The 23,697-nt window shown below is 67.2% G+C and carries 13 protein-coding genes and 1 pseudogene; 10 read left to right on the top strand and 4 right to left on the bottom strand.

Features of this window, described 5'->3' with window-relative positions; all coding sequences use genetic code 11:
• Positions 1-8 precede the first annotated feature (8 nt).
• The 4 genes and pseudogenes from ACXJLH_RS09175 to ACXJLH_RS09160 all read right to left on the bottom strand — a co-directional run.
• Positions 9-434, bottom strand: a pseudogene (locus tag ACXJLH_RS09175) (glycoside hydrolase family 9 protein); the annotation flags it as partial.
• A 70-nt stretch (positions 435-504) separates the two neighbouring features.
• Entirely contained in the window at positions 505-2,541 is a 2,037-nt protein-coding gene (locus ACXJLH_RS09170; protein WP_457443590.1) for a glycoside hydrolase family 2 protein, read from the bottom strand.
• A 72-nt stretch (positions 2,542-2,613) separates the two neighbouring features.
• On the bottom strand, positions 2,614-4,896 hold the full coding sequence (yicI, locus tag ACXJLH_RS09165) for an alpha-xylosidase (protein ID WP_457443588.1): 2,283 nt from the start codon (positions 4,894-4,896) through the stop codon (positions 2,614-2,616).
• Positions 4,897-4,976: 80 nt separating this feature from the next.
• On the bottom strand, positions 4,977-6,500 hold the full coding sequence (locus ACXJLH_RS09160; RefSeq protein ID WP_457443586.1) for a tryptophan halogenase family protein: 1,524 nt from the start codon (positions 6,498-6,500) through the stop codon (positions 4,977-4,979).
• 174 nt (positions 6,501-6,674) lie between these two features.
• On the opposite strand from ACXJLH_RS09160, the gene ACXJLH_RS09155 reads away from it, so the two are divergent.
• The 10 genes from ACXJLH_RS09155 to ACXJLH_RS09110 form a co-directional block, all read left to right on the top strand.
• The gene (locus ACXJLH_RS09155; protein WP_457443585.1) at positions 6,675-7,907 is read left to right on the top strand and encodes an ROK family protein; all 1,233 of its coding nucleotides are present in this window, start codon (positions 6,675-6,677) and stop codon (positions 7,905-7,907) included.
• Positions 7,907-9,367, top strand: a complete 1,461-nt coding sequence (gene xylB, locus ACXJLH_RS09150; protein ID WP_457443583.1) for a xylulokinase — start codon at positions 7,907-7,909, stop codon at positions 9,365-9,367. Before ACXJLH_RS09155 ends, xylB begins: the two co-directional genes overlap by 1 nt.
• Positions 9,368-9,392: 25 nt before the next feature.
• On the top strand, positions 9,393-10,709 hold the full coding sequence (gene xylA / locus ACXJLH_RS09145; RefSeq protein WP_457443581.1) for a xylose isomerase: 1,317 nt from the start codon (positions 9,393-9,395) through the stop codon (positions 10,707-10,709).
• A 184-nt stretch (positions 10,710-10,893) separates the two neighbouring features.
• Positions 10,894-13,941: a TonB-dependent receptor gene (locus tag ACXJLH_RS09140; RefSeq protein WP_457443579.1), complete on the top strand. Its 3,048-nt coding sequence runs from the start codon at positions 10,894-10,896 to the stop codon at positions 13,939-13,941.
• Between the two features lie 51 nt (positions 13,942-13,992).
• Positions 13,993-15,633 (top strand): DUF5597 domain-containing protein, encoded by a 1,641-nt coding sequence (locus tag ACXJLH_RS09135; protein WP_457443577.1) that lies wholly within the window; start codon positions 13,993-13,995, stop codon positions 15,631-15,633.
• 25 nt (positions 15,634-15,658) lie between these two features.
• Positions 15,659-17,956 (top strand): glycoside hydrolase family 95 protein, encoded by a 2,298-nt coding sequence (locus tag ACXJLH_RS09130; protein ID WP_457443576.1) that lies wholly within the window; start codon positions 15,659-15,661, stop codon positions 17,954-17,956.
• Positions 17,956-19,233, top strand: a complete 1,278-nt coding sequence (locus tag ACXJLH_RS09125; RefSeq protein ID WP_457443574.1) for a GDSL-type esterase/lipase family protein — start codon at positions 17,956-17,958, stop codon at positions 19,231-19,233. The genes ACXJLH_RS09130 and ACXJLH_RS09125 overlap by 1 nt, the downstream gene beginning before the upstream one ends.
• A gap of 103 nt (positions 19,234-19,336) precedes the next feature.
• The gene (locus tag ACXJLH_RS09120) at positions 19,337-20,704 is read left to right on the top strand and encodes a GH1 family beta-glucosidase (RefSeq protein WP_457443572.1); all 1,368 of its coding nucleotides are present in this window, start codon (positions 19,337-19,339) and stop codon (positions 20,702-20,704) included.
• Positions 20,705-20,779: 75 nt separating this feature from the next.
• A complete protein-coding gene (locus ACXJLH_RS09115; protein WP_457443570.1) occupies positions 20,780-22,249 on the top strand; it encodes a GH1 family beta-glucosidase in 1,470 nt (489 codons plus the stop codon).
• A gap of 144 nt (positions 22,250-22,393) precedes the next feature.
• A partial coding sequence (locus tag ACXJLH_RS09110) for an MFS transporter (protein WP_457443568.1) occupies positions 22,394-23,697 on the top strand: 1,304 nt, incomplete at its 3' end.

The raw sequence follows: 23,697 nt of genomic DNA, 5'->3' as shown, positions 1-23,697 counted from the left end.
GGCCTGCCTTATCGGACCCGCGGCGTCAGCGCCTGCAGCGCCGCCGACACATAGACCAGCGGCGCATTCCAGTTGATGGCGACCTCGTTGCTCGCATGCGGCGGCGGCTTGGTGCCGAAGCCGGTCTCCATGAACTGGCCCATCGGGTTGCGGCCCAGCACATGGTCGAACAGCGCTTGGGCGGCGGCCGACGTGTCGGCCCGCGGCTGCGGGCGCCAAGCCTGGATGAGCATCATGGCCTGGTTGAGGGCCATGGCATTGCTGCCCCAGACATAGTCCTTGGCTTGCAGGCCCAAGCGGTAGGCCAAGCCCCGCCAGCGGGCCACCAGTTCATCAGCAAGCTCCATCACATGGGTTTGAACGACAACGCTGTCATTTTGACTCAGCCGCTTGCGGTACCGAGCTAGGGTTACCCATGCCAAGCCCTTCACATCGCCCCAGGGAAAAACTGGCGATTACCGTGCCATCCAGGCAAGCGGTGACGAGGCAGCGCAGATGTGGGCCTCATGGCGTGCCGATCCAGTGGATGTGATCAGCGGCACCGTTGTCGCCGCGGGCCTGCAGTCGGTTGCGGCCCGGCTGCAGCACGACGCCAGGCCAAGTGGCAATGCCGCCCTGCACTGCCCGCGCCGGCAGGTCGGTGCCGTTGACATTCAGTGTGGCGCTTTTGGCGTTGGTGTAGACCTTCACGTCGGCGCGGCCTGCAGCGCGCGGCGTGGCGCGCCGGTTGGCGATGTGGAGCATCGGCTTGTCGCTCCACTGGGCCTGGTAGTAGAAGAACGCCTCCTTGCGCGCCTGCCGGTCGTAGCTCGCCAGGCCCTTGTCGTTGATGCCGGGCCGGTCGCCCTCGTTGCGGCCAGCGGAGGCAAGGTCAAAGCCGACCCAGACGAAGCTGCCCCACAGCCAAGGCCGTGCGGCGATCTGCGGCCAGTAGGCCTCGTGGAAGAGCGCCTGGTATTGGTCGGGGTGCCAGGGGCCGGCCGGCTTGGGGCGCTCCGGCGGATCCTGCTGGTGCTTCACGCTGGCGCCGGCGCCGTACTCGGCCAGTGACATCGCCCGGTCGGGTTGGCCGGCATGCACGCGGTCGGCCCAGGGGCCGATGTCGCCGAAATGGCCGTCATACCAGCCGTAGTAGCGGTTGAAGCCGATGACGTCGGTTTGGCGCGCCATCGCGTGATCGTCCGCCGCGCAGCAGTGGGCGTAGCTGGTAGCGCGCGTCGAGTCGAGATCGTGCGCGAGACGGCTCATGTCCGACAGCAGCTTCACCACCGCATCGTCCGAGCGGTAGACCTCGTTGCCGACGCCCCAGATGAAGACCGACGGGTGATGCTGGTTCTGCTTGACCAGCTCGCGCAGTTGCTGCGCCAGGTTGGCGCGGAACTCGTCGCCTTCATCCATCGCCGAGTTCAGCGGGATCTCGGTCCACACCAGCAGGCCGGCGCGATCAGCGTTGTCGTAGGCGCGCTGCGGATGCTGGAAGTGCACGAAGCGCAGGCCGGTGACCCCCAGTTCGGCCAGGATGCGGAAGTCCTCATCGATCTCGGCACCGCTGACCGCCAGGCCACGGCCCGGACGGCCGCTGTGGAAGAGATTGACGCCATGCACCGCGTGCGGCCGGCCGTTCAGCAGCAGGCCGCGTTGCGGGTCGATCTGCACGCTGCGGAAGCCAACCGGCAGCGTCAGCGTATCCAGCACCTCGGCGCCGTCGCGTAGCTCGGCGGTCACCGTGTAGAGGTGCGGGTCGGCCGGGCCTTGCCAGAGCTGGGGCTTCGGCAGCGTCCAGGGCTGTTCGGCCACGACGGTGGCGCCGGGCGCGGCTGGCACTGCCTGCTGGCCTTGCGCCACGGCGCGGCCGGCGGCGTCGCGCAGGGTGAGGTTGAGCGCAAGGCGACGGGCTGCGTCGCCGTCGTTGCGCACGCGGGCACGCAGGGTCAGGTGGGCTCGCTCGGCGTTGACGTCGGTGGCCGATACATAGACACCCGGCCCGCCGTCGTCCAGCAGGTCAAAGTGGGCCGCCGGCACAGCCACCAACTTCACACCGCGGTAGAGGCCGCCGAAGACCGTGAAGTCGCCACCCAGCGGCGCGACGTGCTGGGCGGTCGCGTTGTCCACGCGCACGGCGATCTGGTTGCGCCCGGCGTGCAGCCAGCGGCTGATGTCGATGCGAAAGGCCGCGTAGCCGCCGTCGTGGCGGCCGGCAAGCTGGCCGTTGATCCAGACTTCGGCCCGCAGCGCGGCGCCATCGAATTGCAGGAAATGGCGTGACGCCAGCGCAGTGGCGGGCAGCTGCAGCTCACGCCGATACCAGCCCGGGCCACGGTAGTAGGCGCCGCCCGCTTCACCGTCGATGCCGTTCCACGTGTGTGGCAGGCGCACCGCCGTCCAGGCCGAGTCGTCAAACTCGGCCGCGCTCGCACCGGCGGCATCGGCGCGCAGGAAACGCCAACCATCATCCAGCGCAGTGACCTGCCGCGCCGATGCGGCGCCGCAGACACACAGCAGCAGCGTCAGCAGCAGGTCTCGAACACGACACCAAACCATCGTCACTCCATCAAACAATGAGCCGGTGGCGGCCCGAGTAGGCGCGTCCACCGGCTTGAGGGCTGCGGCCCGTCAGGCGGCCCAGTTCAAAACAGCGCCTTCGCCCAACACGGGACTGCGCTGACCGCCGACCTCCAGCGCCCAGTCGCGCAGCGCACCCTCGCTGACCTGCGCCGTGTACTGCCCGCCGTGGCGGCTGACCGTACCCCGCGCGGCGACGTTGCCGTCGGAGCCGACCACCGTGAAGGCCGCGCTCTTGCCGTCCTCCAGCTCGAACACGCGCAGCACCGTGCCGCGGGTGTAGTCGTAGTCCGGTTTCTCGGTCTCGGCGCCCCAGGCGATGACGCTGTTCGGTGCGGCATACAGCGGCATGCTGAGGAAGCCATGCGTCTCGCGATGCCAGCGGCCGCCTTCGCGCTTCTCGCCACTGAGCAGGCGCGTCCACTTGCCTTCGGGAAGGTAGAAGTCCACCTCACCGCTCTCGGTGAACACCGGCGCCACGAGCAATGCTTCGCCCAGCTGGTACTGCCGGTCCAGCGTCGCGCAGGCCGGGTCCTGCGGATGCTCCATCAGCATGGCGCGCATCAGCGGCACGCCCGTCTGCGTCGCCTCATGCGCCTTGGCGTACAGATACGGCATGAGCTGGTGCTTGAGCCGCGTGAAGACGCGCAGCACGTCGCAGCTCTCTTCGTCCACGAGCCATGGCACCCGGTAGCTGCTGCTGCCGTGCAGGCGGCTGTGCGAGGACATCAGCCCGAACTGGATCCAGCGCTTGTAGACGGCCGGCGGCGGGTTGCCCTCGAAGCCGCCGATGTCGTGGCTCCAGAAGGCGAAGCCGCAACTCGTCAGCGACAGGCCGCCTCGCAGGCTCTCGGCCATCGACTCGAAGGTGCTCCAGCAGTCACCGCCCCAGTGCACGGGGAAGCGCTGGCCGGAGGCATACGTGGAGCGGGCGAAGACGATGGCGTCCTTGCCCTGCACTTCTTCCAGCAGCTCGAAGACCGCCTGGTTGTATTGCAGCGCATAGAGGTTGTGCATCTCGACGGGGTCGGAGCCGTCGAAGTAGGCCACGCCTTCGCTGGGAATTCGCTCGCCGAAGTCGGTCTTGAAGCAGTCGGCGCCTTGGGCGATCAGGCGCTTCAGGTGGCCCTGGTACCAGGCCTTGGCGGCCGGGTTCGTGAAGTCCACGATGGCCATGCCGGGCTGCCACTGGTCGGTCTGGAAGGTGAGACCGTTGGTTCTCTTGATGAAGTAGCCGTGCTTGACGCCTTCAGCGAACAGCGGCGACTTCTGCGCCACATACGGGTTGATCCAGAGGCTGATCTTGAGGCCCTTGGCGTGCAGGCGCTTGAGCATCGCCTCGGGCTCGGGGAAGCCGCGCGGGTCCCAGGCGAAGTCGCACCACTGGAACTCGCGCATCCAGAAGCAGTCGAAGTGAAACACCGCCAGCGGCAGTTCGCGGCGGGCCATCTCGTCGATGAAGTGGGTGGCGGTGGCCTCGTCGTATTGGGTCGTGAACGAGGTCGTCATCCACAGCCCGAAGCTCCAGGCCGGGGGCAGCGGGGCGCGGCCTGTCAGCGCTGTCAGTCGGCCGACGACGTCCTTGGGCGTGGGGCCGGCAATGACGCAGTAGTCCAGGCTCTCGCCTTCGCGGCTGAACTGCACGCGGGCGACCTTCTCCGAGCCGACCTCGAAGGACACGGGGCCGGCCTCGTTGACGAGCACGCCGTAGCCGCGGTTGGTCAGGTAAAAGGGCACGCTCTTGTAGGCCTGCTCGCAGGCGGTGCCGCCGTCCTTGTTGGTGTTCTCGACGATCTGGCCGTTCTTGACCCAGGGCGTGAAGCGCTCGCCCAGGCCGTAGACGTTCTCGCCCACGCCCAGCGAGAGCTGATCGTGGACGTGGCTGCGCACCAGGCCGTCCTTGCCGGCCCACTGGATGTAGCCCAGGCCGCGCCAGTCGCTCTTGGTCAGGATGCGGTCGCCTTCGCGGAAGGTCAGGCTCCAGCCGTCGCCTCGTCTGACGTCAACCGAGAGGGCGCCGGAGGTGAGCGTGGCTTTTGCGTCGCCGTTGACGATCTGCACGGGATGCTTGCCGGCGCCGGGCATGGGGATGTGCAGGCGCGCCGCGCTGGATGCGGTGTAGTGCTCGACGCTGACGCGGATGACGCCAGGCAGCGGCGAGCTCAGCGTCACGGTGAGCGTGGGCCCCTGCAGTGTGTCGCCGCGGTGTTTGATGGGGCGGGTCGTGGCGAGCACGACCAGGCGGTCTTCGTGGACTTCGATCGCGTAGGCCTCGGCCGCGTAATGCGCGGCCACGCCCGGCTGATGCATCCACTGTCCGTCAGTGAACTTCATGATGAATCAATCTTCCTTGTTGTCTCCGGTCGGCCGGCGGGTGTGCCGGCCCCTCTTGCTTGGCTGGTTTGTCGGGTCTCCTAGGCTGAAGGCGCCTTGACGTGGCGCGCGACGTAGTCGCCGTGCTCGGGCATGCCGCCCACGGTATGTGTGATTGCTTGGCGCAGGCGCACGAAGTGCTGCAGCAGGGCCTCGGGGTCGATGTGATCGACGAAAGGGTCGTAGCTCTCGGGCCGCAGGCCCAGGCCGAAGAAGAGCGACACCCAAGACGGCTCGGCAAAGCCGTCGGGGTCGAGGATGGCGACACGGCCTGCGCTGCGAAAGAGCTCGATCTGGTGGGCCAGCGTGTCCGGAATGGGCATGGCCGCGCAGTAGCGCCACAGCTCGGCGTCGCGTCGGTCGGTCAGCTTGTAGTGCAGCACGATGAAGTCACGGATGGACTCGTACTGCAGGGCCATGCGGCGATTGAACTCGGCCGCCAAGTGGGGCTTGAATTGCTTGTCCGGGAAGTACTGGATGAGGCGGCCGACGCCGTCCATGATGAGCTGGACGCTGGTCGACTCCAGCGGCTCCAGGAAGCCTGAGGCCAGGCCGATGGCGACGACATTCTTGACCCAGCCCTGCTGGCGTCGTCCAGTCGTGAAGCGCAGCTGGCGCGGCGTGTCCAGCGCCTTGCTGTCCAACCCGGCCAGCAGCGTGCTGGCCGCTTCGTCATCGTTGATGAAGTGACTGCAATAGACATAGCCATTGCCGGTGCGGTGTTGCAGCGGAATGCGCCACTGCCAGCCCGCCGCCTTGGCGGTCGACATCGTGTAGGGCGTCAGCGGCTCGACACGCTCGCTCGGCACGGCCTGGGCGCTGTTGCAGGGCAGCAGCGCGCTCCAGTCCTCGAAGGGCGACTGCATCGCGCCGCCGATCAGCAAGGCGCGAAAGCCCGAGCAGTCGATGAAAAGGTCGCCATCGATGCGGCGGCCGTCCTTGAGCTTGACCGCGGCAACGAAGCCGTCCTGCGGGCGCAGCTCGACATCGACGATCAGCCCTTCAATGCGCTGGGCACCGCGCGCCATCGCGTACTCGCGCAGATAGGCGGCGTACAGGCCGGCGTCGAAGTGGTAGGCGAAGGAATAGGCATTGGCCGCCGACGGCACCCCGCCCTCGGGGGGCGTGAAGCGGTTGCGCCTGGCCATGACGGTGGAGGTTGACCAGTCCTCGTAGCTGGGCAGCCCGTCCACCTGGCGCTGCAAGCGCAGCCAGTGCTGCCAGGGCGCGCGGGCGTCGATGGCCGGGCCGAAGTCCCCGAAGCCATGGAAGAAGCGGTGGCCGACGTGGCCCCAGTCGCGGAACTCGATGCCGAGCTTGAAGCTGCCCTGGGTGCGCTTGACGAACTCGGCGCCGTCCAAGCCCAACGTTTGGTTGTACGCGCGGATGGGCGGCAGCGTGGCCTCGCCGACGCCGATCGTGCCGATGTCGGGCGACTCGATCAGTACGATCTCGCAGGCGCCCTGGCCGGCCTGCGCAAAGCGCTGAGCCAGCGGCGCAGCCGCCATCCAGCCGGCGGTGCCGCCGCCAACGATGACGATCTTGCGGATGGAGGGATCGGACATGGCTGTCTCTGGGCCAGTTTTTATGGAGCCTCACCACAGGAGACCGGCGGGCGGCGCGATCTTCGGCGAGTCAGGCTGTGTCGCGCTAGGGGCTTTTACCGTATTTACTTCGTACGACGGCCGAACTAATATGGCACCAAGCCCGTCGAAAGCATGGGCAGGACTAGGAGACAAATGCAGGCCGAAGCCGCAAGCAGCCAACAGCTGCTCAAGGTCATCAATCGCATGGCGCTGGTGCGACATCTCTGTGCCAACCCGGGGCTGTCGCGTGCTGACCTGGCCGTTGCCGTCGGCTTGACGAAGTCCACTGTCAGCCTGCTGGTGCGCGAACTGATTCTTGAAGGCTGGCTGGCCGAACGCGAGGTCGTCGCGACCGGCGACCTGGGCCGCCGCCCCACCCCCCTCTTCATCGATCCGGGCCGGCTGGTTCTGCTTGGCGCCGAGGTCGGCATCGAATCCTTGCGCGTCGTCGCCACCTCGCTGACCGGCGATGTGCTGGCCTGGACCGTCGCCCACTACAGCGCCAACCGCACAGCCACAGCCTGCATCGCCAGCCTCGCCACGGCGCTGCTCAAGCTGCGCAAGCAGCTGAATGCCGGCCAGCAGATCCTGGGCATCGGCGTCGGCTTGCCGGGTGGCGTCAACGAGGCGCGCGGCGTGCTGCACTTTGCGCCCAATCTGGGCTGGCGCGATATTCCCTTCGGCGCCCTGCTCGCCGAAAAGCTGCAAGACACTTCGCTCGCCGGCGCACCCCTCTTCATACAGAACGAAGCCGATGTGGCGGCCATGGGTGAGATGGAATTCAATTCCGCGCCGGCGTCCGATCCGCTGCTGTATGTGTCCATCAACCAGGGCCTGGGCGCGGGTGTCATCGTCGGCGACCGCCTGCTGACCGGCAGCCGCGGTTTCGCCGGTGAGGTGGGCCACATGGTGCTGCAGCTCAACGGGCCACGCTGCTCCTGCGGCCGGCGCGGCTGCGCCGAAGCATTGATCGCGACGCGCGCCATGCTCGGCGGCAGTGAGGATGGCACAACCCTGCGCTCGCTGGCCGAAGTACGCGCCCATCTCGTTGACGAGGACGCGCACACGCTGAAGGCCGTGAGTTCCGCCGGCCGCTATCTCGGCGTGCTGCTGCAGAACCTGGCCACCGCCTATGACCCCGCCTGCATCGTGCTGGGCGGTTCTGTGGTCGAGCTGGGCGAGCCCTTCCTGAAGCCGGCGCTGGACACGCTGCTCGAATATGCCGCTGCGGCCAGCCTGCCACCGCCGAGCGTGCGCACCTCGCTGTTCGGCGCCAATGCCGTCGCTGTCGGCGCGGCCGCGCTGGCTCGCTACCGCCTGACCCGGCCTGCCCTGCCCGGCGCGGTGACGGCCGTGAGCGAGAACGTCAGCGAGGAGTCGGCCTGATGTTTCTCGGCATTGATCTGGGCACGTCTGAAGTCAAGCTGCTGTTGCTTGACGACAGAGGTGGCATTGTGGGTACCGCCGGCAGCGCATTGACGCTGTCGGCACCCGAACCCCTGTGGTCCGAGCAGAACCCATCCGACTGGTGGCGTGCGACCGGCACCGCCGTGGCCCAATTGCGCACGACCCACCCGACTGAATTTGCCGCCGTGCGCGGCATCGGCCTGTCCGGCCAGATGCACGGCGCCGTGCTGCTGGGCGCTGACGACGCCGTGCTGCGCCCGGCCATCCTGTGGAACGACGGCCGCAGCCACGCCGAGTGCGACGAGCTGACCGCCGCCGCGCCGCGCCTGCACGACATCGCCGGCAACCTCGCCATGCCCGGCTTCACCGCGCCGAAGCTGTTGTGGGTCAAGAAGCACGAGCCCGAAGTGTTCGAGYGCGTGGCCAGCGTGCTGCTGCCCAAGGACTGGCTGCGCCTGCAGCTGACCGGCGACAAGGTTTCCGACCCGTCGGACGCCGCCGGCACGCTGTGGCTGGACGTGGCGCGGCGCGACTGGTCCGATGAGCTGCTGGCGGCCTGCGGCCTGACGCGCGCGCAGATGCCACGCCTGGTCGAGAGCAGCCAGCCCGGCGGCGTGCTCAAGCCCGAACTCGCCAAGGCCTGGGGCCTGGGCCCCGAGGTGGTCGTCGCCGGTGGCGCCGGCGACAACGCGGCCAGCGCCATCGGCATCGGTGCCACGCAGCCGGGGGACGGCTTCATCTCGCTGGGCACCTCGGGCGTGCTCTTCGTCGTCAACGACCGCTACCGGCCCAACCCCGCCTCGGCCGTGCACGCCTTCTGCCACGCGCTTCCCGCACGCTGGCACCAGATGAGCGTGATGCTGTCGGCCGCCAGCTGCCTGCGCTGGTTCTGCCAGCTCGTCGGTGCCGATGAAGCCACCTTGCTGGCCGAGCTTTCATCAAATGACAGCGCAGTCATCACCTCAGACCAAGCACCCCTCTTCCTGCCCTATCTCGCCGGCGAGCGCACTCCGCACAACGACCCGTTTGCAGTCGGCGTCTTCCATGGCCTGAAGGCGCAGACCAATCGCGCCGACTGCACTTATGCCGTGCTCGAGGGCGTGGCCTTCGGGCTGGCCGACGGACTGGACGCGCTGCGGGCAGCCGGCACCGAAGTGCACCAGTTGTCGCTGGTGGGCGGCGGCTCGCGCAGCCACTTCTGGGCCCAATTGATTGCCGACGCGCTGCAGGTCGACATCGCCTTGCACACCGGCAGCGAAGCCGGCGGTGCGCTGGGCGCGGCACGCCTGGGCTGGTTGGCCACCGGCGGCAGCGTCGAGGCCGTCTGCACCCGCCCGCCCGTGGCGGCCCTGTTCTCTCCCGATTCCCAACGCCATGCCCGCCTGGCACCCCGCCTGGCGCGTTTCCGTGACCTCTACAGCCGCTTGCGCGGCGCCTGAGTTTTTGCATCTCCTGAAGTTCGACATGACCTCCTATTTCCATCACATCGCCCCCATCCGCTTCGAGGGCGCCGACAGCCAGAGCGAGCTGGCCTTCAAGCACTACGACAAGGACCGCATCGTCCTGGGCCAGCGCATGGAGGATCACCTGCGCTTTGCCGTGTGCTACTGGCACAACTTCGTCTGGACCGGCCTGGACCCGTTCGGCGGCGCCACCTTCGAGCGCCCCTGGTTCCAGGGCGGCAGCCCGATGGAGCTGGCCAAGCTCAAGGCCGACGCGGCCTTCGAGTTCTTCGAGAAGCTGGGCGCCCCCTACTACTGCTTCCATGACCGCGACGTCGCCCCGGAAGGCGCCACGCCGCGCGAGAGCCACGAGAACTTCCTGCGCATGGTCGACGTGCTGGGCGAGAAGCAGCAGGCCACCGGCCGCAAGCTCTTGTGGGGCACGGCCAATCTGTTCAGCCACCGCCGCTTCATGAGCGGTGCGGCCAGCAACCCCAACCCCGAGCTGTTCGCCATGGCCGCGCTGCAGGTGCGCGACGCGATGGACGCCACCAAGAAGCTCGACGGCGAGAACTACGTGCTGTGGGGCGGCCGCGAGGGCTATGAGACGCTCTTGAACACGCGCCTGGGGCAGGAGCTGGACCAGCTGGGTCGCTTCCTGAACATGGTCGTGGAGTACAAGCACAAGATCGGCTTCAAGGGCGCCATCCTCATCGAGCCCAAGCCGCGCGAGCCGTCCAAGCACCAGTACGACTTCGACACCGCGACCGTGTACGGCTTCCTGGTGCGCTACGGCCTGGAGAAGGAAGTCAAGGTCAACATCGAGGCCAACCACGCCACGCTGTCGGGCCACAGCTTCGAGCATGAGATCGCCACGGCCGGCGCGCTGGGCATCTTGGGCAGCCTGGACATGAATCGGGGTGATCCGCAGCTGGGCTGGGACACCGACCAGTTCCCCAACAACGTGCCGGAGACGGCGATCGCGCTGTACCACGTCATCCAGGCCGGCGGGCTGGGCTCGGGTGGGTTGAATTTTGATGCCAAGGTGCGCCGCCAGTCCATCGACGCCGAGGACCTGTTCCACGGCCACATCGGCGGCATGGATGTGTGCGCCCAGGCGCTGCTGATCGCCGAGAAGATGATCAACGACGGACGCTTGAAAGCCGCTGTCGACAGCCGCTACGCCGGCTGGGACGCACCCGCCGGCCAGGACATCCTCAACGGCCGGCGCTCGCTGACCGAACTCGCCGACCAGGTACTCGCCGCCAACACCGACGTGGCCCCCGTGTCCGGCCGCCAGGAAGTCTTCGAGAACCTGGTCAATCGCTTCTGCGGTTGAACGCAGGCGCCCCCATTTACCCCCGCCACCGCCCAGCAAACCCGGACTGACAACGCTGCCATGACGAACACCCTCGCTCATACGCCATGCGCTCGTCGGCCCGGGCGATGTTGACCCCCGCCCCTTCCCCCGAACCAGCAGCACGACACGGGCCCAGAGCCCAATCACAACGAGAGGAGACAAAGTGACACATCACCATCCCCGCCGAACCGCTGTATCCCTTGCCGCCGCCCAGGCCGCCCTGCTCTGCAGCGGCATGGCGATGGCGCAGACCGCGCCGGCCCCCGCCGCCGCCGCATCCGCACCCACCACCAACCTGGAAACCGTCGTCGTCAGCGGCCGCCGAGCGGCGCTCGAATCGGCACAGAAGATCAAACAGAATTCCGACGAGATCGTCGATTCGATCGTGGCCGACGACATCGGCAAGCTGCCCGACCGTTCCGTCACCGAAGTGCTGCAGCGCATCGTCGGCGTGACGATCGAGCGCACCATGGCCCGCAACGACCCCGAGCACTACTCGGTGGAAGGTTCCGGCGTCAACATCCGCGGCCTGTCTTACGTGCGTTCCGAAATGAACGGTCGGGACACTTTCTCCGCCAACGGTGGTCGCGCACTGAACTTCGAAGACGTGCCGCCCGAGCTGATGGCCGGCATCGACGTCTACAAGAACCCGTCGGCCGAACAGATCGAGGGCGCTGTCGGCGGCCTCGTCAACCTGCGCACAGCGCTGCCGTTTGACTACCAGGGCTTCAAGGGTTCGGTCACGGTGCAGGAGGCTTACAACAAGCTCAACGGCAAGAAGAAGCCGTCTGCCAGCGGCCTGCTGGTCAACAGCTGGAATACCGACTTTGGCCGCATCGGCGTGTTGCTGAACGCTGCGAGTTCCAAGAGTGCAACGCGCTCCGACTTCTTCCAGGTCGAGCCCTACTACCCCCGTACCGACGCGGTGGCCGGCCAGCCCGCCGGCACCTACCTGTGGGTGCCCAAGGGCGCGCAATGGCGCACCCTGGAATTCGAGCGCAAGCGCGACGGCCTGTACGGTGCCCTGCAGTGGAAGAAGGACGACATCGACAGCTCGCTGACCTACTTCCGCTCCAAGTACCGCATGCAGTGGGACGAGCAGGCGATCTTTGCAGGCACTGAGCCTTACAAGATCAGCGTCACGAATGGCAAGTTCAATGACCAGGGTGCGATGGTCTCCGGCACGTTGACCAACAACGACGGGTCGCTGCTGAACTTCAACGACGACACCCGCACGGCCACCCGCGACTCCAAGACGGAAGACTTCGCCTGGCGCTTGAACTGGAAGGCGAACGACCGCTGGAGCTTCACGTCCGACCTGCAGTACGTGAAGGCTTCCACGCGCGGCCTGGATTCCACCGTCGCGACCGGTGTCGGCATGCAAAAGGAAGTCATCGACCTGAGCGGCAGCACGCCCAGCCTCACCTTCGACGCCGCAGACCGCGCCTACCTCGCTGACCCCAAGAACTACTACTGGGCGTTCACGATGGAGCATCTGGACCGCAGCAAGGGAACCCAGAAGAGCTGGAAGGGTGATGCCCGCTACCGCTTCGAGCACCCGGTGCTGCAGGACCTGCGCTTCGGCGTGCGCCTGACGGAGCGCGAAGCGCAGAGCTCGACCAATCCGTCGAGCTACCACTGGCAGGCCATCTCGCAGCCCTGGACGGCAGGCGGCCCCGCCTACCTGAGCGACTACCCGGGCGGCACCCAGACCAACACCTTCAACAACTTCTTCGGTGGCAGCGTCCCCACGCCGCCGTCGGTCGTGTTCCCGTCGGTCGCGCAGGCCTCCGGCTTCCCGGCTTCCTACGCGGTGCTGCATAAATACGGCGCCGACAACTGCGTGGCCAAGCTGACCGCTGCGGGTCAAAGCACCGACCCTTGCAGCCAGTGGCCATTCGCCTTCACCCCCGAAGGCCTGGGCAGCGACATCGCCCAGGACATCCAGAGCGGCAGCGGCAACAAGCAGTCTGAGAAGACCCAGGCGGCCTTCGCCCAGTTGCGCTTCGGTTTCGACGAATGGAAACTGCCGGTCGACGGCAACGTGGGTATCCGGGTCGTGCGCACCCAGAACGACGCCCTCGGCTACACCTCCTTCGCCGGTACCGAACAGGGCAAGCTGGGCCTCGGCGGCGTGCCGGTGCCCAACATCCCGAAGTACCAGAAGCTTGAGACCTTCAAGAACAGCTACACGGACGTGCTGCCCAGCCTGAACCTCAAGCTCCAGGCCGCGCACGACCTGCAGTTCCGCTTCGCGCTGGCCAAGGCCATCGCCCGGCCTGACTTCGACAGGTTGCAGGCGAGCACAACGCTGAGCCAGACCATCAACAGCACCGCCACCACGGTGACCAGCGTCTCGCAGAGCGGCGCGGCCAAGGGCAACCCGTTGCTGCTGCCGACCCGCTCGACGCAGGGCGACTTGACGGGCGAGTGGTACTTCAGCCGCGCGGGCTCGTTGACGGTTGCAGCGTTCCACAAGGACCTGAAGGACGTCGTCATCAACCAGACGACGAACTTCCAGCTGCCCGACGCCGCCGGCAAGCCGCAGGACTTCTCGGTGACGAGCCCGGTCAACGGCGCCTCCGGCAAACTCTCCGGTGTGGAACTCGCCTTCCAGACGTACTTCGACAAGCTGCCGGGCTGGCTCTCCGGCTTCGGCGTGCAGGCCAACTACACCTACGTCGACAGCAAGAGCAAGCTGTACAACCCGGTCAACTCGCTCTACTGCAGCGGTACCGCCAACTCGGCCGACAACTTGGGCCTGAACCTGAACGGCTGCGACACCGATGGCCGCCAGTTCAGCAACCTGCCGTTGCAGGGCATGTCACGCAAGGCTTACAACCTCGCGCTGATGTATGACCATGGCCCGCTGTCCGCACGCCTGGCCTACAGCTGGCGCTCGCGCTACCTGCAGGCCATCAATGTGAACGGCACGCAAGGTACGGACGGTCTCGTGACCGACCCGAGCAGCCCGAACCTCGGTCAGAGGAATGTGGCCTGGGGCCTGCCAGTGTGGGCCGAGAGCTATGGCCAGCTGGACGCCGGTGTGTCGTACAAGCTGTTCAATGATCAGATGTCAATCGGCCTGGAGGCGCAGAACCTCAATTCCGCCCGCCAGCGCCAACTGATGCAGCAGCATGTCGGCTACATGACCCGTGGTCTGTTCTACACCGGTCCTCGCTACGTGGTCACGGCGCGCTACACGTTCTGACCTTGATTTGCGCCCGGCGGTCCGCAGGATCGCCGGGCGCCTGGAATCCCGATGAAGAAAAACACCCTTCTCTCGATGGTGCTGGCCGGCTTGCTCTCCCTGCAAGCCGCCGGTGCCGCCGAGGCGCCCCGCCTCGTCGAGCGCGACGGCCGCCACGCACTGCTGGTGGACGGCAAGCCCTTCCTGATGCTGGGCGCGCAGGCGCACAACTCCAGCAACTACCCCGCCGCGCTCAAGCCCGTCTGGGAGGCGGCCAAGGACGCCAAGTCCAACACGGTGCTGATGCCCGTGGCCTGGGAACAGGTCGAGCCCGAAGAAGGAAAATTCGACTTCAGCTTCGTCGACACCCTCGTCAAGGAGGCGCGCCAGCAGAAGCAGCGCCTGGTGATCCTGTGGTTCGCCACCTGGAAGAACACCAGCGCCCAGTACACGCCCGAATGGGTCAAGCTCGACCCCAAGCGCTTTCCCGCCAACCTCGACCGAGAAGGCAAGCCCAACTACAGCCTCAGTCCCTTCGGCGCCGAGACGCTCAAGGCCGACAAGCGCGCCTTCGTCGCACTGATGGCGCATCTCAAGAAGATCGACTCGGCCGAGCGCACCGTGCTGATGGTGCAGGTCGAGAACGAAGTCGGCACGTACGGCCTGGTGCGTGACTTCGGCAATGCGGCCGAGGCGGCCTTCGCTCAGCCCGTGCCCGCCGCCGTGCTGGCACGCAAGAAGGCCGTCGTGCCGGGTGCAGCAAGCGGCAACTGGCGCGCCGTATACGGCGACTACGCCGACGAGTATTTCCACGCCTGGGCCATCGCCCGCTACATCGGCGAGATCGCCGCGGCAGGCAAGGCCGTCTACGAGCTGCCGATGTACGTCAACAACGCGCTGCGCAACCCGCTGGACCAGCCGCCCAAGCCCTGGAACAAGGACTTCGCCAGTGGCGGCCCGACCTGGGACGTCATCGACATCTACAAGGCCGCCGCACCCGCGCTGGACATCGTCGCACCCGACATCTACCGCCCCGAGTCCGAGCAGGTGAACGCCAACCTGCGCCTGTTCCAGCGCGCCGACAACGCGCTGTGGGTGCCCGAGATCGGCAACGCGGCCGCGTACGGGCGCTACCTCTATACCGTCCTCGGGCGCGGCGCCATCGGCGTGGCGCCGTTCGGCATCGACTACTTCAACTACAGCAACTTCCCGCTCGGCTCGACGTCGACCGACCGCGAGATGGTCGAACCCTTCGCTCGCGTGTTCAAGATGTTCGCCCCGATCCAGCGGCAATGGGCGCAGTGGGCCTTCGACGGTCGCACGCGCGGCGCCGCCGAGGGCGATGACCGCAAGCCGCAGCTGCTGGAGTTTCCCGGCTGGGTCGCCAAGCTGAGCTATCGCGAGTGGCAGTTCGGCGAGACCAGCTGGAAGATGACCGACAAGTTCCCCGCCGGCACCGAGCAACCCGGCGGCGGCGTCGCCATCGCGCAGATCGGCGACGACGAATTCCTCGTCATTGGCCAACGGACCCGCGTGCGGATGGAAGCGGCGCCGGGCCAGAATGGCATCATGCTGCGCACCGAGCAGGGCCGCTTCGACGACCAGGGGCGCTGGGTGATGGAGCGCGTGTGGAACGGCGACCAGGTCGACTACGGTCTGAACCTGCCCGCCGAGCCCGTCATGCTCAAGGTCAAGATGGGCCGCCCGAACTGAGTTCATGAAGCAGAGCCTCCGATCAATGCGGGCCGTTGCAACGCTGCTCGCCTGCTGTCTCGGCCTGCCGCTGCAGGCGGGCGAGCTGGTGCTGCGCTACGACCGCCCCGCAGCCGACACGGCCCAGGGCTGGGAGCAGCAGGCCCTGCCGATCGGCAACGGCCGCATCGGCGCCATGCTGTTCGGCCAGGTCGCTCGCGACCGGTTGCAGTTCAACGACATCACGCTGTGGACCGGCGATGCCCAGGCCCTGGGCGCCTATCAGGCCTTCGGCGACGTGGTGCTCGAACTCGACGGCGCCGACGCGCCTGTAGCCGACTACCACCGTCAGCTCGATCTGCAGCATGCCCGGCACCGACTGAGCTACCGCCAGGCTGGCGCCGGCTTCACGCGCGAAACCCTGGCCAGCCAGCCAGCCCAGGTCATCGCCTGGCGGCTCAGCGCCGATCAGCCTGGCCGCTACAACGGCCGCGTCACGCTGGCCGACCGGCACGGTGCGGCGCTCTCCGCGGCGGCCGCCACCCTCACCGCCACCGGCCGCCTGCCCAACGGCCTGGCCTATGCGAGCCAGCTGCGCGTCGTGCCGGAAGGCGGCTCGGTGACGGTGGACGGCAATACCTTGGTGTTCCGCGGTTGCGATGCGCTGACCTTCATCCTCGGCGCCGGCACCAGCTATGCCGACGGCCGGGTCGACGGCCCCGCGCCGCTGCCGCGTGTGCAGGCCCAGGTCGCCGCGGCCGCTGCCAGATCCTGGCCGGCGCTGCAGGCGGAGCATGAAGCCGACGTCAAAGGCCTGCTCGGCCGCGTGCAGCTGGACCTCGGCACGAGCCCGCCCGAACGCCGCGCGCTGACGACCGACGCCCGCCTGGCCGCCTACACCCGCGATGGCGGCGACCCCGAGCTGGAGGCACTGTACTTCCAGTACGGCCGCTACCTGCTGGTCTCCAGCTCGCGGGATTCCCTGCCCGCCAACCTGCAGGGCCTGTGGAACGACAGCCTCACGCCGCCGTGGAATGCGGACTACCACAGCAACATCAACCTGCAGATGAACTACTGGCCGGCTGAGCCGACCAACCTGGCGGAGACGGCGCGGCCCTTGCACCGTTTCGTGCAGAACTTGACTCCAGCCTGGCGCCGCCCCGTCGCCGAACGCGCCGCACTGGCACTGAAGGATCCCAAGGCCTTGCCGCCCGAGACGCCCCCGTGGGACAACTCGGTGCAGCCGCCCATCGAGACCTTCCTCACGACCGCGGGCAAGCCCATGCGCGGCTGGGCGCTGCGCACAGCGACCAACCCCTTCGGCGCCCAGACCTACCTCTGGAACATGACCGGCAATGCCTGGTACGCCCGCCACTTCTGGGAGCACTACGCCTTCACGCAGGACAAGGCCTTCCTGCGCAACGTGGCCTGGCCGGTGCTGAAGGAAGTCGGCGAGTTCTGGGAAGACCGGCTGAAGGCAACGGCTGACAGCAAGCTCGTCGCGCCCAACGGCTGGTCGCCTGAGCACGGCCCCATCCAGGACGGCGTGGCCTACGACCAGCAGATCCTGTGGGACCACTTCGACAACATGGTCCAGGCCGCCGACGTGCTCGGCGACCGCGCGGCGCGCGTCCATGCCGCCTCGCTGCGCGACCGCCTCGCCGGTCCGCGTGTCGGCAGCTGGGGCCAGTTGCTGGAATGGCAGGCCGAATTGAAGGACGCGGTGCTGGACACGCCGCGGGACACGCACCGCCACGTCTCGCACCTGTTCGCGCTCTTCCCCGGACGGCAGATTTCCCCGGCGCGCACGCCCGAACTGGCCGCCGCGGCGCGCAAGACGCTGGAGGCCCGCGGCGACGTCAGCACCGGCTGGTCCATGGCGTGGAAGATGGCCTATTGGGCGCGGTTGCGTGACGGCGACCATGCGCACACGCTGCTGCGCGGCCTGCTGGCCACGCCGGGTGCCCGGGCCGCTCGAGCCGGTGGCGAGGTGAACCAGGGCGGCACCTACCCCAACCTCTTCGACACCCACCCGCCTTTCCAGATCGACGGCAATTTCGGCGCGACCGCGGCGATCGCCGAGATGCTGGTGCAATCACAGGACGGCGTCATTGACCTGCTGCCCGCCCTGCCTGCCAGCTGGCCCGAGGGCTCGGTCAAGGGCCTGCGCGCCCGCGGCGGCTTCGAGGTCGACATCGCCTGGGCAAGCGGTCGCGTCACAAGTGCCACCGTGCGCTCGGTGGCTGGCATCGGCGGCGGCCGCGTTCGCATCGGCGAGCGCGTCGTCGAACTAAAGCTCAAGCCCGGCCGGTCGCGCACGTTGTCGTCTCAAGACCTCCTCTGATGATGATTCGCTGCCTGCTCGCTTTCGCGGCCGTGCTCCCGATGACAGCGCAGTCATTGGACCTGAACATCGGCCGCCCCGCCAAGGGTTGGCAGATCGTCATCACCGATTTCGAGGGCGAGGCCAAGCTCGTCGGCGACCATGTCACCGTGCCCAAGCCCGCCAACCCGCGCGTGCCCGACAGCCATGTTGCGGCCCGCCGCGGCGATGACGGTGCGCTGACGCTGCAGTTCAGCAATTCATGGATCGCCCAGGCCCGCTGGCAGGACGGCCCGCCGCTGGACCTGCGTCCCTACCTGGCCGAAGGCACCGTCGAATTCGACCTGAACGTCTTCGATCTCGCCCACGGCGGCATGAAGTTCAAGCTGGGCTGCGGCAAAGACTGCGAGCGCAAGATCCCTTTCCTGTTCGCTGGCCGCTTGGCTGTCGGCAAGGGTCGCAAGCACCTGTCCTTCGCGTTGAAGTGTTTCTGGCGCGAGGGCGACGATTTCAGCGCCGTCAACGTGCCTTTCGCACTGGAAGGTACGGGCAGCGGCGAACTGCGGATTGCCCACCTGCGCATCAACAAAAAGGGTAAGGCGACAACCGCCTGCCCCGACTACCACACCCAGTCCATCACGCCCGAACGGCTGCAGGAGTCCTGGGCCGTGGACTGGTGGCTGCCGCGCCACGAAGCCAAGCTGGCAGAGATCCGCGCGCACCGGGAGGCCGGCCGCCACATCGACCTCGTCTTCCTCGGCGACTCCATCACGCAAGGTTGGGAGAACGAGGGCAAGGCTGCCTGGTCCCAGAATTTCGCGCAGTACAACGCGGTTGCACTCGGCTTTGGCGGCGACCGCACTGAAAACCTGCTGTGGCGACTACAGCACGGCGAGCTCGACGGCATGGCCCCAAAGGCCGTCGTCGTGATGATCGGCACCAACAACACCGGCGAACGGTTGGAAGACCCGGCCTTCACGGTGGCGGGCATCCAGAAGAACCTCGACGAGATCCGCAAGCGCCAACCCCAGGCCAAGGTGCTGCTGCTGGCCCTGTTCCCGCGCGGCGAGAAGCCCGACGACGTGACTCGCAAGCACAACGACAGGATCAACGCGCTGCTGCCCGCGTTGGCCGATGGCCGACAGGTCGTCTTCCTGGACATCGGCCGCGCGCTCGCGAATCCGGACGGCACACTGTCCAAGGACATCCTGCCCGACTGGCTGCACCTCAGCCCGCAAGGTTATGAAATCTGGGCTCGCAGCCTGCAAGCGACCCTGACCCCCTGGCTGACGCCCTGACGGCCAAGCCCTCTTCTTCTCCTGGATCGCTATGACTGCCTCTAGCTCCTCCGATTTCATCCGCGGCATCGTCGCTACCGCCCCATTGCCGCAGGATGGCTCCTTGACAGACAAGCTCACCTTGACCTACTCCAGCCCTTTCCCCGCCGACTTCGTCTTCGGCGTTGCTGCCGCTGCCCCGCAGATCGAGGGCGCCGCCTTCACCGACGGCAAGGGCGAATCCATCTGGGATCGCTTCTGCCGCCAGCCCGGCAAGGTGCATGACGGCGACACCCTGGACGTCGCCTGCGACCACTACAACCGCTTCGACGACGACTTCGCGCTGATGGCCTCGCTGGGGCTGAAGTACTACCGCCTGTCCCTGGCCTGGCCGCGCATCTACCCGAACGGCGACGGCGAGCTGAATCAAGCTGGCCTGGACTTCTATCACCGCTTGTTCGCCAGCATGAAGAAGCACGGCATCGAGCCGTGGGTGACGCTGTTCCACTGGGACCTGCCGCAGTCGCTGGAGGACCGCGGCGGCTGGACGTCGCGCGTGACGGTGGACGCCTTCGGCCGCTATGCCGACACGGTCGTCAAGGCCTTCGGCGGCGTCGTCAAGCACTGGATCACGATGAACGAGATCCGCTGCTTCACCGAGCTGGCCTATCGCTGGGGCACCAAGGCCCCGGGCCGCCAGGAGAGCGCGGCCGTCGTCAACCAGACCTTCCACCACGCGCTGCTCTGCCATGGCCACGGTGTGCGCGCGGTGCGCGAGTTCGGCGGCGCGGGTGCGGTCGTCGGCCTGACGGACAACCTGGACGTCTGCATTCCCGTCACCGAGACGCCGGCCGACATCGCCGCGGCCAAGGCTTGGTTCCTGGAGAAGAACGCCCATGTGCTGGGCGCCATGCATGCGGGCCGCTATCCAGCGGACTATCTTGAGCGCGTCGGCCCGGACGCGCCGCAAGTGGCCCCCGGCGACTTCGACCTCATCAGCCTGCCGACCGACCACCTTGGCCTGAACATCTATACCGGCACCTATGTGCGCGCCGGCAAGGACGGCGCTGCTTTCGAGGCCCTGCCCAACCCGGTCAACTATCCGCGCGCCGACAGCCCCTGGCTGCGCCTCGTGCCCCAGTCCATCTACTGGGCCACGCGCTTCGCCGCCGAGTGCTACGGCCACCAGGCCCTCTACATCACCGAGAACGGCTGCGGCTACAACGACGAGCCGGTGGTCAACGGCGAAGTGCTGGACCTTCACCGCCGCGACTTCCTGCGCAGCCACTTGCGCGAAGCCCACCGCGCGATTGCCGACGGCGTGCCGCTGAAGGGCTACTTCCTGTGGTCCTTCATCGACAACTATGAGTGGGAAGACGGCTATCAGCGCCGCTTCGGCATCGTGCACTGCGATTACGAGACGCAGGTGCGCACGCCCAAGCTGTCCGCGCGCTACTACGCCGACGTGATGCGCGAACGCCGAATCCTCTGAAATGAAGGAGGTCCTATATTCCCTCGCGCCGCAGCGGGCTTTCACCCTCCGAGCGGCCTACCGAGGACCCTTCAGATGACATCCTTTCGCCCCCTGCGCCGCCGCCAACTCTTCGCCGCCGCCGCGCTGCCGGCATTGACCACGGCCTCGCTCGCCGCCACGCCGCCGCGCCGTTCTGCGCCCGCGACGACAGCGCTGACATACGAGAGCCCCTTCCCCGCCGACTTCGTCTTCGGCGTCGCCGCGGCCTCCGCGCAGCTCGAGGGTGCGGCCTTCGAGGACGGCAAGGGCGAATCCGTCTGGGACCGCTTCAGCCGAATCCCCGGTAAGGTCCACAACGGCGACACGCCCGACGTGGCCTGCGACCACTACCACCGCTTCGACGAGGATTTCGCGCTGATGGCCTCGCTAGGGTTCAAGACCTACCGCCTGTCCATCGCCTGGCCACGCATCTACCCGAACGGCGACGGGGCACTCAACCAGAAGGGACTGGACTTCTATCACCGCCTCTTCGCCAGCATGAAGAAGCACGGCATCGAGCCGTGGGTGACGCTCTTCCACTGGGACCTGCCCCAGGCATTGGAAGACCGCGGCGGCTGGACGTCGCGCGTGACCGTCGACGCCTTTGCGAAATATGCAGACACCGTCGTCAAGGCCTTCGCCGGTGAGGTGAAGCACTGGATCACGTTGAACGAGATCGTCTGCTTCACGCTGCTGGGCTACGGCACGGGTGGCAAGGCGCCGGGCCGCAAGGAAAGCGCCAAGGTCGTCAACCAGACTTATCACCACGCGCTGCTGTGCCATGGCCATGGCGTGCGCGCGGTGCGCAAGTTCGGTGGTGCGGGCGCCGTCGTCGGCCTGACCGACAACTGCGGGGTGTCCGTGCCCGTGACGGAAACACCGGCCGACATCGCCGCGGCCAAGGCCTGGTTCGTCGATCGGAACGCCCAGGTACTGGGCGCCATCCATGCCGGCAAATACACCGCGAACTTCCTGGCGCACGTCGGTGCCGATGCGCCCGACGTGCGGCCCGGCGACTTCGACCTCATCAGCCTGCCGACCGACTTCCTGGGCCTGAACATCTACAGCGGCACCTATGTGCGCGCTGGCAAGAACGGCGCCGCCTACGAGGCCCTGCCCCACCCCGTCAACTACCCGCGCGCCGACAGCCCCTGGCTGCGCCTCGTGCCGCAGTCCATCTACTGGGGCACGCGCTTCAGCCATGAGGTGTATGGCCATCAGGCGCTGTACATCACCGAGAACGGCTGCGGCTATGACGAGGAGCCGGTGGTCAACGGCGAGGTGCTGGACCTGCACCGTCGCGACTACCTGCGCAGCCACTTGCGCGAGGCTCACCGCGTCATCGCCGCCGGCGTGCCGCTGAAGGGCTACTTCCTGTGGTCCTTCATCGACAACTACGAGTGGGAAGACGGCTACCAGCGCCGTTTCGGCATCGTGCATTGCGACTTCAAGACGCAGGTCCGCACGCCCAAGCTGTCGGCGCGCTATTACGCCGACGTCATCAAGATGAGAAAAATCCTGTGAGATGGAGCCCCTCGTCCAAGGCGTACCTTGGCCGGTCCCCCGCGGGGACGGCGATGCTCGCGGCGTTGAGCCGCGAGCACATCGCCAAACGCGGGCCGGCTTGGGAGCGGCCCGGCGCTCGGTCCGCAAATTCTGGACACTGAAATGAATCCGCAAACCCTGACTCTGAACGTGGCGCAAGCCGTACCGCCTGCCGACCGCCTGCCCATGCGGCAGAAGATCGGCTTTGGCCTGGGCTCCATCCTGGACATGTGGGGCCACTGGCTCTACCCGTCGCTGGCCTACCAGGTCTTTAACATCTTCCTCGGCGTGGCCCCCGGCCTGATCTCGACGGTGCAGATGATCAAGATCTTCGTCGACGCCGGCTCGGACGCCGTCTTCGGCTGGCTGTCGGACAACACGCGCACGCGCTACGGGCGCCGCCGTCCCTTCATCCTGGTGGGCGGCGTGCTGGCCGGCATCGGCCTGCCGCTGATGTTCGCCGTCGGCAAGGGCTGGACCCAATCCGAGTACTTCGTCTTCATGCTGGTCAGCACGGTGATCTACGTGCCCATCATGAGCTGCTTCAACATGCCCTGGAGCAGCCTGGGTGCGGAGATGACGCCGGACTACCACGAGCGCACGATGGTGATGGCGATCCGCAACGCCATCCAGAAGGGGCCSGAGCTGGCGATGTTCTTCGCCGCSCAGTTCACGACGCTGGCCCTCTTCAACCAGGCCAACGGCAAGCCCGACATCCTGCGCGGCGCGCAGACCTATTGCGCCATCCTYGGCGCCATCATGGTGGCTGCTTCCATYGCCATCTTCCTGCTGGTGCGCGAGCGCTACTACGAGAAGCTGGTGTCGCGCACRCAGACCCACATCCCGTTTGCCGACACGCTGTGGCGCACGCTGCGCTGCAGGCCCTTCCGCCATGTGCTGGGCATGATGCTGGCCTAYGGCACCGGCACGGCCATGGTGGGCACGCTCGGCTACTACGCGACGGTCTAYTACGTCTGCGGCGGCAACGTCGTRGAGGGCGCGAAGTGGAACACGGCCATGGGYYTGTCGGGCATGGCCTTCGGCTTCGCGGGCATCCCCTTCTTCGCGTGGATCGCGCGYCGCCASGGCAAGCGGGTCGGCCTGGCGGCRGTGCTGTTCCTGGCCATTTGCGCCTTCATCGGCGACTGGTGGCTGTACGACCCGGCRCGGCCYTATCTGCAGCTGYTGGCCTGYGGCTTCGTGGCTTTCACAGGTGCAGGGTTCTGGACGCTGTACAACGCCACGCTGGGCGACGTGGTGGACTACGACGAGATGCAGACCGGCCAGCGCCGCGAGGGCTCGTTCTCGGCCTGCCAGTCGTGGATCTCCAAGGTCGGCATCGCGCTGGGCACGGGCGCCTCGGGCTGGATCCTGCAGTTCACCGGCTTTGACGCCAAGCTGGAGGCCCTGCAGACGCCGCACGCCAT

This window comes from Roseateles sp. P5_E4 (assembly GCF_054049255.1).
Note: the sequence above shows the minus strand (reverse complement) of the source record. Positions and strands in the feature narration are given on the sequence as shown.

Bases quoted from the DNA above. Each gene is read 5' to 3' on its own strand.
- ACXJLH_RS09170 (WP_457443590.1), bottom strand. From the start codon at position 2,541: ATGGTTTGGTGTCGTGTTCGAGACCTGCTGCTGACGCTGCTGCTGTGT.
- yicI (WP_457443588.1), bottom strand. From the start codon at position 4,896: ATGAAGTTCACTGACGGACAGTGGATGCATCAGCCGGGCGTGGCCGCG.
- ACXJLH_RS09160 (WP_457443586.1), bottom strand. From the start codon at position 6,500: ATGTCCGATCCCTCCATCCGCAAGATCGTCATCGTTGGCGGCGGCACC.
- ACXJLH_RS09155 (WP_457443585.1), top strand. From the start codon at position 6,675: ATGCAGGCCGAAGCCGCAAGCAGCCAACAGCTGCTCAAGGTCATCAAT.
- xylA (WP_457443581.1), top strand. From the start codon at position 9,393: ATGACCTCCTATTTCCATCACATCGCCCCCATCCGCTTCGAGGGCGCC.
- ACXJLH_RS09135 (WP_457443577.1), top strand. From the start codon at position 13,993: ATGAAGAAAAACACCCTTCTCTCGATGGTGCTGGCCGGCTTGCTCTCC.
- ACXJLH_RS09130 (WP_457443576.1), top strand. From the start codon at position 15,659: ATGCGGGCCGTTGCAACGCTGCTCGCCTGCTGTCTCGGCCTGCCGCTG.
- ACXJLH_RS09125 (WP_457443574.1), top strand. From the start codon at position 17,956: ATGATGATTCGCTGCCTGCTCGCTTTCGCGGCCGTGCTCCCGATGACA.
- ACXJLH_RS09115 (WP_457443570.1), top strand. From the start codon at position 20,780: ATGACATCCTTTCGCCCCCTGCGCCGCCGCCAACTCTTCGCCGCCGCC.